We start from the raw sequence: 15,017 nt of genomic DNA, 5'->3' as shown, positions 1-15,017 counted from the left end.
AAATGTAGTGTTTAAATAGTATGTAAAAGAGGTTAAAATGAAAGTCATCGATTTAACACATACAATTTCAGAGGATATGCTTGTTTATCCAGGTACAGAAAAACCTAAATTAACAACGAGGAATACTATATGAGGGATGGTTTTAAAGAAACTTTGTTGCATATGTATTCACATACAGAAACACATGTGGATCCACCAGCTTATTTTTTTTAAAATCGCATAACATTGGATCAATTTCCACCAGAACAATTCATAGGTAAAGCTCTGGTCATTGATTGTAAAACATTAAAAGAGGGACAATCAATCACAATGGATTTAATTGATTCTTACAAGGCAAAACAAGCAGATTTTCTTCTTTTTAATCTAGGCGCGGGAATCAAGCTTCCTACTTTAATGCATACCCTTGTATGGATGAGGAGGTATTAGATTTCATTTTGAATCAAAAGTTTAAAGGCATCGGATTTGATGTGATTGGTTTAGATCCTATCTCAGATGCAAATTTAACAAGGCATAAGGCTTTATTTAAAAATTATGATATTTTAAATATCGAGAATCTAAAGAACTTACATCTATGTGACAATGACTTATTTTGGTTTAGCTGCTTTCCACTTAAAATCAAAAACAGTGATGGTACTCCTATTCGAGCTATCGCTTGGTACAAATGAAGGCCAGTAAATCACTGGCCTTTTAAGTTCCTCTTTTCATTATATAGTCGTTTATCTGCTTCAATAAACCAATCACTCCATTTATGTATATCTTTATGATATAGTGCGCATCCAATACTCACATCCAGATCAAAAGGAAAAGGTAGTTTTTGAATAGAATCATGAATTCTTTGGCATAAATCCTCTACATCATTCCCTTTATAAACAATCACAAATTCATCTCCGCCATAACGTGCAATAAAATCACTCTTTTCAATGCAGGATTCCTTTAAACAATTCGCAATAGCCTTTAATGCCAAGTCACCTTGGGCATGTCCATGTTCATCGTTGATTTTTTTGAATCGATTCACATCCAGTACCAACAAATACATATTTAAATCTTGACTTCTTACACATTCAAACAAATACTGCTCCATACGATTACGGTTGTTTAATTGTGTTAATGGATCAATGGAAATCATTTGTTCTTCTAAACTGATATATACGATTAAAATGCTAAGACTGGTACCAACACAAAAAATAGGAATGTCCCGGAAAAAATCTTGAATCGTACCAATCAATAATAGAGATATCATATAAATTCCCAATATCCGATTGGATTTCTTTTGTTGATAATTCTTCGCTCCATGACTATAAATATAAGCTTGATAAGCTCCTATAATGTAATAGATATCATTTATTAGAACATATGAAACATAGAGTAATCCATTTTGAAACTCTCTACTTTGATCAATATAAAACAAACATCCATTCAAGGTATTAACCAACAATAATACAACACTTATAATCAGTGGAAGCATCGAAAAAAATGTTTGTGATTTCTTTACATAATGAATACCGAGCATTGTCTGAATGTAGTTAAACCAGGAAAGTGTGCATAGCGAAAAGAACAGGAAGCACATTTCATTTAGAAACAAATCCTGACTATTTGTCGTCATTCGTACTAAGTCGGTTTGAAAATATAATATATGCAAAAAAACAACGGCTAAAAAGCTAACTTTTTGAGCGTTTTTCATCATAGAACGATAGGTTTTAAAACCTAGAATCAACATAATGGCTACGCATATATAATATATTTCCGCAAATAACACTTCGTTCATTTCACATAACCCTCAATTAATATTATAATACCAAAAAAAAGGATCATTCACCTTTCAAAGTGATTATGATCCGTTTTTAATTCTTTTAGTCTTCAAATGACAATGGTTTTAAATCCCAAATTTCTTTTGCGTACTCGCTAATTGTACGGTCACTTGAGAAATATCCAGACTTCGCAATATTGATCAACATTGTCTTAGCCCAACGATTCTTATCCATGTAACGTGCCTGTACTTTTTCTTGTGCATAACAATATGCATCGAAATCCGCTAATACAAAGAATTCATCATTACGCATCATTAAATCGTTATTGATTAATTTAAATTCATTTGGATCATTTGACCAAACACAATTTTTAAGTGAATCAACTACCATACGGATGTTGTAACTTGAATTGTATAGATTCCATGCGTTATATGAGTTTTCATGACGAAGTTCATTAATGTCTTCTACACGTAAACCAAAGATTTCCGCATTTTCATATCCAACACGTTCAACGATTTCAACGTTGGCTCCATCTAATGTACCAAGTGTAATAGCACCATTCATCATATACTTCATGTTACCTGTACCACTTGCTTCTTTACCAGCTGTCGAAATTTGTTCAGAAACATCAGCTGCATTCAATAAGATTTCTGCGATAGATACTGAATAGTTAGGAATGAAAACAACCTTCATGTATTTAGAAATTTCAGGATTGTTGTTTACAACATTCGCAACCATGTTGATCAACTTAATGATTTCCTTAGCTAAATCGTAGCTAGCTGCTGCTTTTGCAGAATAGAAGAATGTACGAGGATAAATTCTAAATGAAGGATCCTGTTTCATTCTTAAGTATAGGTACATAACATGGAAGATATTTAACAATTGACGTTTATATGCATGTAGACGTTTTGCCTGGCAATCAAAGATTGAATTTACATCCACTTCAATGCCAAGAGTTTCTTTTACATAAGCAGCCAAGATTTTTTTACGTTCTAACTTCACATTCATAAATTTATTTTGTAAAGATTCATCTTCAACATATGCCATTAAATCTTCTAATTTTTCTGGATTTGTCTTGAACTCATCACCAATTGTTTCTTCTAACAATTCAGTCAATTGAGGGTTTGAGAACAATAACCATCTACGGTGTGTAATACCATTTGTCTTGTTGTTAAATTTATTTGGATAAATTGTAACAAAATCTTTGAACACATCATTCACTAAAATTTCTGAGTGAAGTTTCGCAACACCATTTACACTGTGTGATCCCACAACAGCTAAGTTTGCCATGTGTACTTGTCCTTCTTTAAGGATTGAAACGTTATTGAAAATTCCACATAATCCTCTATGATCTACGTCATATTTGAAACGACGATTGATTTCCTCAATAATCATATATAGACGTGGCAATAACGAACGAACCATGTCTTGAGACCATTTTTCCAACGCTTCCGCCATAACAGTATGGTTTGTGTATGCAACAGTCTTTGTCACGATGCTCCATGCATCATCCCAATCGTAGAAATAGTCATCTAATAAAACACGCATCAATTCAGGAATAACTAATACAGGGTGCGTATCATTTAATTGAATTGCAACTTTGTCTCCTAAATTATCCAAGCTAGGATAAACGCGTAAGTGTGAACGGATGATTTGGTCAATTCCTGCACATACAAAGAAATATTCTTGTGTTAAACGTAAACGTTTTCCTTCAATAGTCGAATCATCAGGATATACATTGGCTGTAATTGCAGTGACTTTATTTAAATATTCATTTAATGTACCTGAGTTAACTGAATCTTCATCAACTTCTGCATCCCATAAACGTAGGGTATTTGTTGTTGTTGTGTGATATCCAACAATTGGTTCATCATATGGTACAGCACGAACTACAAAGTCTGGATGATGTTGAGCATGGAATTTTCCATATCCATCCATGTAGCCATCTACATATCCACCAAATTCAACTTTTACGGCATGTTGGGGTTTCCAAACTTCCCAAACATTTCCATTTTTTAACCAGCAATCTGGTAATTCAACCTGTTGGTTGTTTTCAATTTTTTGTTTAAATAGACCATAACGATAACGAATACAGTTACCATGTCCTGGTAAATCTAGAGATGCTAATGAATCCATGAAACATGCGGCTAATCTTCCTAAACCACCATTTCCTAATCCAGCATCACTTTCAATATTTTCCATGTCATTGATATCCATACCTAAATCTTTTAAACCATCTTTAACAACGTCATAAATGTTTAAATTCATTAGGTTGCTTGTCATCAAGCGGCCCATCAAGAATTCCATTGAAAAATAATAAAGTTGTTTTGCTTCTGATTTTTTGATCGCATTTTTTGTCTCTCTCCAATGTTCACCAGCAAAATCACGAATCATGTTACCTAAAACAATATATCTTTCTTCAGGATATGTATCCTCAAAATCACGTCCACAGGCATCAGAAACAGCATTTTTAAAACTTTCTTTAAAACTATCTTTTGACTCAAATAGTTGTGGCATAATCTAATATCTCCTTCCACTATGAAGTTATTATACCTTTATTTTGAGCCATTTTTCAACTTTATCCAACTTTTATTACATCATATCGCCAATAATAACCCACAGTTTTATGGGTTCCTATGCATTTTTTACCGAGTGTCCGGCGAATCGCAGCTATATGCACTGTTAAAGTATTGTCTTGAATTTCGTGATGATAGATTTGTTCTAAATAGAAAATTAATGTTTCTCTACTTACTGTTCTATGCGGTACTTCAATTAACGAAGAAATGACCGCAAAGCTTGACTGCGAAACCATAATTTTACATTCATCTTTAAAGATTGTTTTAGAATCCATATCAATCAGTAGGTTTCCTGTTCGATACATGCCTTTTCTACTACGACCATTATCAATTTCCATACTAATTAAACCATTTGTGTAATTTTTTACCTCATCATTTACTTTTAGATTCTGACATAACATAGCCGGTGTTTTATAGTAAATCTCTCCATCCTCTTCAATGCGATCTATAGGATATCCATGTTCCCATAGCCATTCTAGCAATTCGAAATCTACTTCGGTTATTAATTTACTAAACTTCATTTTATTCTTTCCTCATCATATTATTTTCTGTCATGTTATTTTCTTTTCCCTATTTCTAACCGTAGTATCGGTTCACACTATATATAGTTTGTCACAATAATGTGAAAATAACATTAAATTCTAACTTTTTGTTAATTTGTGCAAAAAATAGATTAATTTATGCAAATAAATTTATACTTTTTTCACTTTTCATAAATAACAATCCACTTGACCGAAACAAATCACCTCTTTTTCGAGGATCATTCCACCATTTTCATAGATTCCATACACAGGAATTTTTTTATCATTTTTTACTTTTTCAATACTCTCCATTTGCACTTTACTCTTTCTAAAATGAACCTCTACATCAAAACCTGATAAACATCCAAGACCAATTTGATATGAAAATTTCGGATAATCTTCATCTGGACTGATATGATATGCATCCAATTGAATCATAGCACCTGCACTATATCCAATCATCACTCCCTTATAATTTTTTATTACTTTCTTTAACTTCTTTTCTTTGATACGTTTCATCATTAAATCCGGAGCCCCACCTGTCAAAAGTAAAACTGAACTATTCATTATTTTATTTTTCATTTCTTCAATTGAATCCGTAAAATAATTAACCCATGTTATATGACTACTCGAAATTCCATATCTATAGAACACATCTTGATTGCTTCGATACCATATTCCCATTCCAGGTCCATATTGTTTGTTCCAATCCTGCTCATTTTTTGTATCATCAAAAAAGCTAAAGGGTAAAATACAAACACGATCATTTTTAGACATATAAGGCTTCAAATTCATATAGATCCATTTTTCATCAATCATGCTTGTATTCAACAAAACATGCACCGGACAAATGTCATTATCTATGAATTTAATATCTCCATATACATACGGTTTACAGTCCACCCATTTTACATTATTCTCAAATTCTTCAAAGCATCGCATTTCACCTGTTGCTTCGTGCATTGTGTAACAAGTATTATTGTCATCAAGATATAATTTCATTTTATCCTCCCCAAAAAAGAAAAGATGGACTATTGCCCATCCTCTTCATTTTGCGCATTTTCAATATTCTGTTGAATCTGATCACTGGCTGCCTTTAATTGACTCGCAAGCTCTGGATCCTTTGCGGTAGTCATATTATCTGTAACAGGTTCTTTACTTGCACCTGTTTTCGTTAATTTTAAATATGTCCATCCATCCGCAGTATGCGTGTCATCAATCAAATAATTATAAGAATCTATTTCAAGATCATACATTTTCGATCCATCTTTATTTGTAAAATATGTATCAATTGGTAATTGATCATTCACAATATTATAAGCTGAATCCAATGCTTGATTTGCCACATCATCCGTTGCACTATCTACAAGATCAAGATGCACTCGAAGTGTAGCGCTCAATAGATCCACACTTGCCTTTTCCACATTATCAATCGAAGTTAAGCTAGTTTCTAGTGAAGAAATACTACTATCGGTAATGGCAGGGTCTAAATCTGTTTTAGAAAAACGACTTCCTTCTACTGGACGATTTTGTCCGCCCATACTTGTCAACAATACATAACCTACAATCACAACTGGAATCATAATTATAATAACAGTAAACCAAACAAGCTTGTGTCCTTGTCCTGTTGGTTTATTGGATGCAAGTCTTTTACGTTTCATCTTGGCCATAAAAACCTCCTAATAACGTAACTATTATATCACAGTACTTGAAAACATTAAAAGTCTGAATGAATCAGACTTTTATCTTTTCTTTAATTCTTCCTGAATTAGTTCATTTGTACGCTTAGGATTTGCTTGTCCACGACTTGCCTTCATGACTTGTCCTACCAAGAATCCTACAGCACGATCCTTACCATTTTTGAAATCTTCGATAGATTGAGGGTTCGCATCCAATACACTTTGTACAATTGCTAAGATTGCACCATCATCACTAACTTGCTTCATACCCTTTTCTTCAATTACTTTTTTAGGATCTTTTCCCTGCATCACTTCTTCAAATACAACCTTACCTTGTTTACCACTGATTTCTCCAGCTTCAATCACATTGATCAAGCTTGCAAGGTTTTCACTTGTACAAGGAATTTTCGCAAAGCTTAAATTATTTTTATTTAAATAAGCAGACACATCTCCAATGATCCAGTTACATGCTTTCTTCGCAAACTTTGTAGATTTTAATACTTTCTCAAAGAAATCAGCCATTTCACGGTCCGAAACTAAAACACTCGCATCGTACTCACTCAATTCATAATCCTTCATAAAACGATCTAAACGAGCATCTGGAAGTTCTTCCAAATTATCCTGAATTGATTTTACCCAGTCTAAATCCAATTGAATTGGGAAAATATTTGGTTCTGGGAAATACTTATAGTCGACATTTCCTTCTTTTTTACGCATCAAAATCGTTGTCTTTTGTGCCTCATCATAACGACGCGTAGCCTGTTCCACTTTTTCACCAGCATCTAGTAAAGCACTTTGACGTTCAATTTCTGCTTGTACTGCCTTTTGAACATTCGCAATCGAGTTCAAGTTTTTGATCTCTGTCTTTGTTCCTAAAGTATCTTTATCTTTACTTAAAGAAATATTAACATCGCAACGCATACTTCCTTCTTCCATCTTTACATCACTAACATTTAGATATAAAAGATTTTTACGAAGAGTTTCTACATATGCAGCTGCTTCTTTTGCACTATGCATATCTGGCTTTGATACAATTTCAATCAATGGTGTTCCAGCACGGTTAAAATCAATGTATGTACCTGTTTCTTTATGGAATTGTTTTGCGGTATCCTCTTCCATATGAATACGTTCAATACGAATCTTTTTCTTTTCACCATCTACATCAATTTCCACATATCCATTTGATCCAATTGGATGGAATTGCTGCGTGATCTGGAACCCTTTTGGTAAATCTGAATAATAATAGTTTTTACGATCAAAACGAACCAATGTCTCAAGCTCACAATGCATAGCTGTACATGCCTTGATAGCTAAGGCAACCGCCTCTTTATTGACACAAGGCAAGCATCCAGGATGTCCAAGATCCACAACACTTGTACATGTATTTGCGGTTTCTCCAAAGCGTACAGGAGCGCCTGAGAACATTTTCGTATTTGTTTTTAATTCGCAATGGATTTCAATACCAATTGTTACAAAATAATTCATTCTTATCCCTCCAAACATTGACCTTTTAAGCCTGTGCATTCTTCAATTGCACTTGAAACATCAAACATTTTTTGTTCCTCAAAAGGTTTACAAGTTAAATTCACAGCCACAGGCATAGAATCCACTTTACCTAATGGAAGTGTAATACTTGGATAGCCTGAGAAATTTTGTAACTGCATGTGTTCTTCGGCAAAGCTAGATACGCCAAAACGAACATTTGAACTTTCATTGATCAATGGCGCAATCGTAGGTGCTGCAACACATAATACGGCATCGCATTTCTCAAACATCTTCGCGTAAGCTTGAACAATTAAGCGACGAATCTTTTGGGCTTTTCTGAATAAACGATCCTGGTTTTCTTCGAATAAAGAATAAGAACCAATCACGAAACGAGCACGAACATAGCTTGAGAATCCTTTTGTACGTGTATTTGTCATGATCTCTTCTAAATCACTACCATCTTCGCGCATACCAAAACGAATACCATCTAAATTTGAATGGTTTGCGGTTGCTTCGGCATTCGCAATTGTTTTATATACAGGCGCAATTAATTCCATGTATTCTTTCGGCATTTCAACCTCTACGATTTTAGCTCCTTTTGCCTCTAATTTAGAAACTAAAGCGTTAAATTGAGCCTTTAATTCTTCGCTTTCAACTTCATCCATTACCGTTTTAAATACACCAATTGTTTTATTAGTAAGATCACTATTCAATAATTTTTCATATTCTCCAACCGGTTCATAACTAGAAGTCATATCATGATCATCACGACCAGCAAGAACCTCTAAAGCTAACGCAGCATCCTGAACGTTAGTTGTAAAATATCCAACATGATCAAGTGAACTTGCATATGGAATGATGCCATAGCGAGAAATACGTCCATATGTTGGTTTAACACCTACAACACCACAATAAGCAGCTGGCTTACGTACACTATCCCCTGTATCTGTACCTATTGCCAAAGGTACACATCCATCAGCTACAAGGGCTGCACACCCTCCGCTAGATCCTCCTGGAATACGATCTAAATCATAAGGATTATGAACCACTCCTGTATAAGCATTTTTATTTGTACCACCCATACCTAATTCATCCATACTTGCCTTACATACAAAATCAGCTCCAGCAGCTCTTAGCTTTTCAACAATCGTAGCATCATATACAGGCACATAGTTATCTAAAATACGACTACTTGCTGTTGTTCTAACACCACGAGTTGAAATGTTATCCTTTAATGCGACAGGCACACCAGCAAGCTTACCTGCATTTGTGTTGGCCTCTTCATCAATCATTGTTACAACCGCATTTAATTTTGGTTGTGCAGCATTGATTTTTTCAATCGCTGTTTGTTTATTTACACAATTTGAAATTTCCATTTTACTTCACCACCTTTGGAACGTGAACATGTCCCATACGTGCATCCTTCACATTCTTTAACGCATCTTCTTGACTTAATACATCACTCACAACGTCTTCTCTTAAGAATGTTGTAGGTGCTTCAAAAGGATAAACCATAGGTTCTACCCCATCTGTGTCCACTTTTTCAAAAAGGGATACTTGTTCTTCAACGGCAACAAAATCCTTTTTTAATTCTTCGATTTCTTCATCACTCAAGTCAAACTTCAAATCATTTGCCAATTTGTGAAAATATTCTGTACTGAACTTCTCCATAAGTCTCCTCCTATACCTTACTGATCACATTACATTCACTAGAACCAGATTCTCTTTCAATTAACGCATACACTGTATCATCATTTAGAATCGTAATCAAATAGTCACACTTTTTAGACTCAAAAGTCGACATCTGGTCTCTGACATCTTCTATAACAGCCAATACTTCACCAGCTGTTTTTCCATGTGCTGTAATAGTCAAATTTAATTTCTTTAGCTTCTTAGATTCAAATTTAGCTTCCCCAGTAATATATGTGTTGTCTGGAAGCACTGTTGAAATATCTTCCTTGAAATCTGTAAATTCACTATAAGCTGTTGAATCCAATTCTTTAAAACGTGAGCTAGGAACTAAGACCCATTCTTGTTTTAAAGAGGTAAAGCTTCCTTGTCCACCTTTATAGTAACCTTCATAAACATAGCCACCTTTTCCAGTTGTGTTTGAATCATCCAAACGATAAGCGGCAACAAAAATAGGAATATCCTTCGTAATTTCATTAAAACGCTCATGCATATAGGATGCTAGCTTAGAGAAAGTGACTTCCAAATAGCTTTCCATTTTTTCATCTGAGATTTCAACTGTAGATCCATCCGATGCATTTAATTCACCATTCACCACTAAACCCAAAGAAATCCCCTTTAGATTGTCATTGGTATACCAGTCTAATTCATAAATATCTACTAGAATTGTTGCCTTCGTAACAATACCATTTCCTGTGTCAAATTCTTCATCTGCACTTGGATTTAATCCATTGGGATTTCCATCACGAACTGTTCCGAGCAAACCTCTAGATCCATCTGTCGCATCTAATTCATCATAATCTAAAAACTGATGAACCTTATAACCTACGGAATTGACAGAAAAGTATTTTTTCGATAGATCCATCAAGCCACTTTCCATTTCAACACGCAAATCCGTATCTTGTATCAAACCCACATGCTTGCTTCGAGTATCACTGGATTCATAAGGTAAAACTGCCTGATATGTATCTTCATTTAAAGCATTCGCCTGATTTTTATTTCCGGTAGAACAAGCACATAAGCTTAAAGCAAGTAAACCCAATACTAATTTATTCTTTCGCATTTTCTACCTCCTGCACAAACTCTTCTTCACTCATTGTCGCAACACCTAAATTCTGTGCTTTTGTAAGCTTAGAACCCGCTGCTACTCCATAAATGACATAGTCTGTCTTTTTGGATACAGAGCCTGAAACATTCGCACCTAAAGATTCTAGGATAGCCTTTGCCTCATTACGCGTATAGTGTTCCAGAGTTCCCGTCAACACACATGTTTTATTTGTGAAACGACTTTGTACAACTTGTTTCTTTTCCTGCGTAAACGTGCACCCTACACTTTTTAACACATCAATCAAATGACGATTCTTTTCCTCTTTGAAGAATGCCATAACACTTTGAGCTGTAATCAAACCAATATCATGAATCGTAACTAAATCATCCATACTCGCATGCATTAAAGTATCGATATCGCCAAATTGTTCAGCTAGAATCATTGCGCCTTTTTTACCAACCTGACGGATTCCTAAACCATATAAAATGACTCCCAATGGCTGCTTTTTACTATTTTCAATCGATTCAAGAAGCTTATCTACAGACTTCTTTTGATAACCTGGTTTTTCAATTAATTCATCATAATAGCGGTCTAAAAAATAAATATCTTCAATCGAATTTAAATAGCCCCAATCATGAAGCTGTTCAATCTTCTTGTCTCCTAATGTATCTATATTCATCGCATCTCTAGACGCAAAATGAATCATACTTTCAACGACGCGAGCCGGACAATCCTGGTTGATACAATAGTGAGCCGCTTCATCTGGTAATCGAACTAAGTGAGATCCACAAATTGGACATGTTGTTGGGAAATGATATGGAAGTTGTGTTCCATCTCTTCTTTCAGGTACACTTGTCACTACTTCTGGAATGATTTCGCCTGCTTTTCTCACGACAACAATATCGCCAATACGTAAATCCTTATTCGCAATCATATCTTCATTATGAAGCTGAGCAGCACTTACCGTTGTTCCTGCCACGCGTACGGGCTCTAATACAGCATTTGGTGTAATTTTACCTGTACGACCTACAGTAATCACAATGTCTTTTAGTCGTGTTAAAACTTCCTGAGCTGGAAATTTATAGGCTGTCGCATAACGAGGTACCTTTGCGGTACTACCAAGCACTCTTTGTTCGGCCAAATTATTTAATTTAATGACCATACCATCGATTTCATAAGGTAGATCCTCTCGTTTTTCTTGAATTTTTTGAATAAACTGCCAAATTTCATCGACGGTTGTACAAACCTTACGTAGTGGATTGACTCTAAAATGTAGTTTAGACATTGTTTCTAAAGCTTCTTCTTGTGTTTGTAGTGCAAAATCAGAAGCATTCTGGAAATAATACCAATAGGCATCCAATTTACGGCTTGCACAAATGCCAGAATCCAATTGACGAATGGATCCTGCAGCTGCATTTCTAGGATTCGCAAAAGGCGCCAATCCTCTTTCTTCTTGTCTTTTATTTAATTGTTCAAAGCTTGCCTTAGGCATATAGACTTCACCACGAACCTCAACATGACGTGTTTCGGGAATATGCATAGGAATAGACATAATGGTTTTCACATTATTAGAAACATCTTCTCCTACGATTCCATCACCTCTTGTAACGGCTCGTGTAAAGTTTCCATTATCATAAAGTAAAGACATGGCTAATCCATCATATTTACATTCGACTACAAATTCAGGATTGTCCACACTTTCCGATATTCTTTGAACAAACTCTTCAATTTCTTCTTTATTAAACACATTGCCCAAGGACAACATTTGTGAATCGTGCGTAACCTTTTCAAAGCCATCTAGCACAGATCCAATAATTCTTTGACTTGGACTATTCGCATCATACATTTCGGGATACTTCTCTTCCAAAGCCATCAATTCCTGCATTAATCGATCATATTCCTGGTCGGTTACACTTGGATTGTCATATACATAATATTCAATTGAATATTTCTCTAATTTTTTTCGTAATTCTAAAATTCTTGCCTTTTCATCCATCATCGATCACCTAAGCTTTCTTTAAAGAAGGATGAGATGCATTTAGTTTTTTAACACCAATCGTATGTCCAAACGCAATCGTTGCGACATCGCCACGAATTTCAAGGACAACACCCTGACCATAAATCGTATGTTCAACGGCATCCCCTTTACGTAAACGCACTTTCTTTTTGTTTGCCGCAGCACGAGTTGGTCTTCCCGTTAAAGATTGTGAAACAACAGTCTTCGGTTGTTTAGGAGCCTCTTCTTTTTCTTCCTGCACAATATATTCCATTGGGATTTCAGCCCTAAAACGACTTGGCGTTTTAAACGCATCCTGCATATAGCTAAACCCTGTATTCCATGAAATATACAATGATTTTTTCGCACGTGTCATCGCAACATATAGAAGTCGTCTTTCTTCTTCTAATGCCTTCATGCCACCTTCATCGCAGGCTCTTGAGCTTGGGAATACACCATCGTTAAAGTTTACCAAAAATACCGTATCAAATTCTAATCCTTTTGCGGCATGCACAGTCATTAAGCTTACAGTATTTTCACTTGTTTCCTGTGTTTTATCCGTAAACAGAGCAATATCCTGTAAATAAGATTCCAACGTCATTTCTGGATCTTCAATCATACTTTGGGCAATATCTTCTTTTAGTTCTTTTAAGTTATCAATACGGTCCTGGCCACTTTCTCTATCTTCTTTCAACATCGAAATATATCCAGTCGTATCTAATACATAATCCAAGAAATCTTCGAGCGCGTAATGTTCTCTATTTTCACGAAGATCTTCGATTAAATCCACAAACATTTCACATTTCTTAGTAACAGCCGTACTCAATCCAATCGGATCCTTCATAACGTCATATAGATTCATATGTCTTTGGGCTGCTTGTTGTTGAAGATTTTCAATGGTACGCGCACCAATTCCTCGGCGAGGTACATTGATTACACGAAGCACAGCTAGATCTAACGATATTTGATCTGGATCTTCTTCATTGCGATTTGTACATAATCTTAAATAACATAGAGCATCCTTGATTTCTTGTCTTTCATAGAAACGAACACCACCATAAATCACATATGGAATACCTACAGATTTAAAGATACGCTCAAATGCACGTGAAGAATAGTTAGAACGATAAAGAATGGCCATATCTTTATATTCCAAGCCCTTCTTGTGCTTTTCATTGATTTGACGAGCCACAAAGATAGGTTCTTCACTATCCTCTTTACCTTCAAACATCGTGATTTTTTCATCACCCGGAAGCTTTGTGTATAGATCTTTATCAATACGTTCCTTATTGTATTTAATAACCGCATTGGAAGCATCTAGAATCGGCTGTGTTGAACGGTAATTCTCATTTAAAATGATGGTTTGACATGGCACAAAATCCTTATTAAACTTCAAGATAATATCAACACTTGCTCCACGCCAAGTATAGATTGTCTGATCTGGATCTCCTACAACACATAGATGTGTATTCTTTCCTGTTAACAACTTAATAATTCCATATTGAATTGGATCGACATCCTGGAATTCATCTACATGAATGTAATCTAAGCGATTTTGCCACTTCTCACGAACAGAAGATACGCTATTTAATAAGCGATGTCCTTCTAATAATAGATCATCGAAGTCCATAGCTTTCATTTCATTACGACGTTTTTCATAGCCTGCATAGATTTTTGCTAAAGTAATGCTCACATCATCCATAGCCATATTTGCGGCCATTTGTGGATCAATATAGTTTGTCTTATAAGCACTAATAGCACCTAAAGCACGATTATAAGAAATAGCTGTTTTATCTACTTCTAATGTTTTATAAATTGGCTTTAAGATAGCCTTTTGATCCTCTGGATCCATAATCGAGAAAGTTTTTGGATAGCCAATCAAATCCGCATCTTCTCTAAGCATTCTTACACATAAAGAGTGAATGGTTGAAATTCGTACGACACTTGCCATACTGCCAAGTTGTGCAGTAAGACGTGTCTTCATTTCATTGGCTGCCTTATTTGTGAATGTGATGGCCAAAATACGATTTGGCATAATCCCACAATCTTCAACTAAATAAACAATACGTGCCATTAAGACACGTGTTTTTCCACTACCAGCACCCGCAATTATACGAACATGTTCGTTAATTGTCGTTGCAGCTTTTCTTTGATTTTCATTTAATGTATCTAATATTGAGTTACTCATATTTTTAATCACCGTATCAATTTTACCATAAAACACAAAAAAAGTGCTCAGAAATATGAGCACCTATAAAATTCAAAAAGGTTCAAT

Annotated in this window: 12 protein-coding genes; 1 reads left to right on the top strand and 11 read right to left on the bottom strand. The window is 35.0% G+C overall.

Annotated features, from left to right (window positions below; translation table 11 throughout):
• Positions 1-434: 434 nt before the first annotated feature.
• Complete coding sequence (locus tag DWY01_RS11995; protein WP_371412822.1) at positions 435-665, top strand: hypothetical protein; 231 nt, start codon at positions 435-437, stop codon at positions 663-665.
• An 11-nt stretch (positions 666-676) separates the two neighbouring features.
• Here DWY01_RS11995 and DWY01_RS07360 read toward each other — a convergent pair whose 3' ends face one another.
• From DWY01_RS07360 to DWY01_RS07310, 11 genes are all read right to left on the bottom strand, one after another.
• On the bottom strand, positions 677-1,765 hold the full coding sequence (locus DWY01_RS07360; protein ID WP_117995512.1) for a GGDEF domain-containing protein: 1,089 nt from the start codon (positions 1,763-1,765) through the stop codon (positions 677-679).
• Between the two features lie 85 nt (positions 1,766-1,850).
• Positions 1,851-4,265, bottom strand: a complete 2,415-nt coding sequence (locus DWY01_RS07355; RefSeq protein ID WP_117995511.1) for a glycogen/starch/alpha-glucan phosphorylase — start codon at positions 4,263-4,265, stop codon at positions 1,851-1,853.
• Between the two features lie 61 nt (positions 4,266-4,326).
• Positions 4,327-4,845 carry a winged helix-turn-helix domain-containing protein gene (locus DWY01_RS07350; protein WP_117995510.1) on the bottom strand — a complete coding sequence of 173 codons (519 nt, stop codon included), beginning with the start codon at positions 4,843-4,845 and terminating at the stop codon, positions 4,327-4,329.
• 189 nt (positions 4,846-5,034) lie between these two features.
• A complete protein-coding gene (locus DWY01_RS07345; protein WP_117995509.1) occupies positions 5,035-5,847 on the bottom strand; it encodes a Type 1 glutamine amidotransferase-like domain-containing protein in 813 nt (270 codons plus the stop codon).
• Between the two features lie 29 nt (positions 5,848-5,876).
• On the bottom strand, positions 5,877-6,515 hold the full coding sequence (locus tag DWY01_RS07340) for a hypothetical protein (protein WP_117995508.1): 639 nt from the start codon (positions 6,513-6,515) through the stop codon (positions 5,877-5,879).
• A 72-nt stretch (positions 6,516-6,587) separates the two neighbouring features.
• On the bottom strand, positions 6,588-8,009 hold the full coding sequence (gene gatB / locus DWY01_RS07335; RefSeq protein WP_117995507.1) for an Asp-tRNA(Asn)/Glu-tRNA(Gln) amidotransferase subunit GatB: 1,422 nt from the start codon (positions 8,007-8,009) through the stop codon (positions 6,588-6,590).
• 2 nt (positions 8,010-8,011) lie between these two features.
• A complete protein-coding gene (locus DWY01_RS07330; protein ID WP_117995506.1) occupies positions 8,012-9,385 on the bottom strand; it encodes an amidase family protein in 1,374 nt (457 codons plus the stop codon).
• Position 9,386: 1 nt separating this feature from the next.
• The gene (gene gatC, locus DWY01_RS07325) at positions 9,387-9,680 is read right to left on the bottom strand and encodes an Asp-tRNA(Asn)/Glu-tRNA(Gln) amidotransferase subunit GatC (RefSeq protein WP_117995505.1); all 294 of its coding nucleotides are present in this window, start codon (positions 9,678-9,680) and stop codon (positions 9,387-9,389) included.
• 10 nt (positions 9,681-9,690) lie between these two features.
• Positions 9,691-10,761, bottom strand: coding sequence for a CamS family sex pheromone protein (locus DWY01_RS07320; protein ID WP_117995504.1), 1,071 nt, complete (start codon positions 10,759-10,761; stop codon positions 9,691-9,693).
• The gene (gene ligA / locus DWY01_RS07315) at positions 10,748-12,742 is read right to left on the bottom strand and encodes an NAD-dependent DNA ligase LigA (RefSeq protein ID WP_117995503.1); all 1,995 of its coding nucleotides are present in this window, start codon (positions 12,740-12,742) and stop codon (positions 10,748-10,750) included. Before ligA ends, DWY01_RS07320 begins: the two co-directional genes overlap by 14 nt.
• A 10-nt stretch (positions 12,743-12,752) precedes the next feature.
• The gene (locus DWY01_RS07310; protein WP_117995502.1) at positions 12,753-14,930 is read right to left on the bottom strand and encodes an ATP-dependent helicase; all 2,178 of its coding nucleotides are present in this window, start codon (positions 14,928-14,930) and stop codon (positions 12,753-12,755) included.
• Between the last annotated feature and the right edge of the window lie 87 nt (positions 14,931-15,017).

The organism is Eubacterium sp. AF22-8LB, from assembly GCF_003458715.1.
In the GTDB taxonomy this organism is placed as follows: Bacteria; Bacillota_I; Bacilli_A; order Erysipelotrichales; family Erysipelotrichaceae; genus Holdemanella.
Note: the sequence above shows the minus strand (reverse complement) of the source record. Positions and strands in the feature narration are given on the sequence as shown.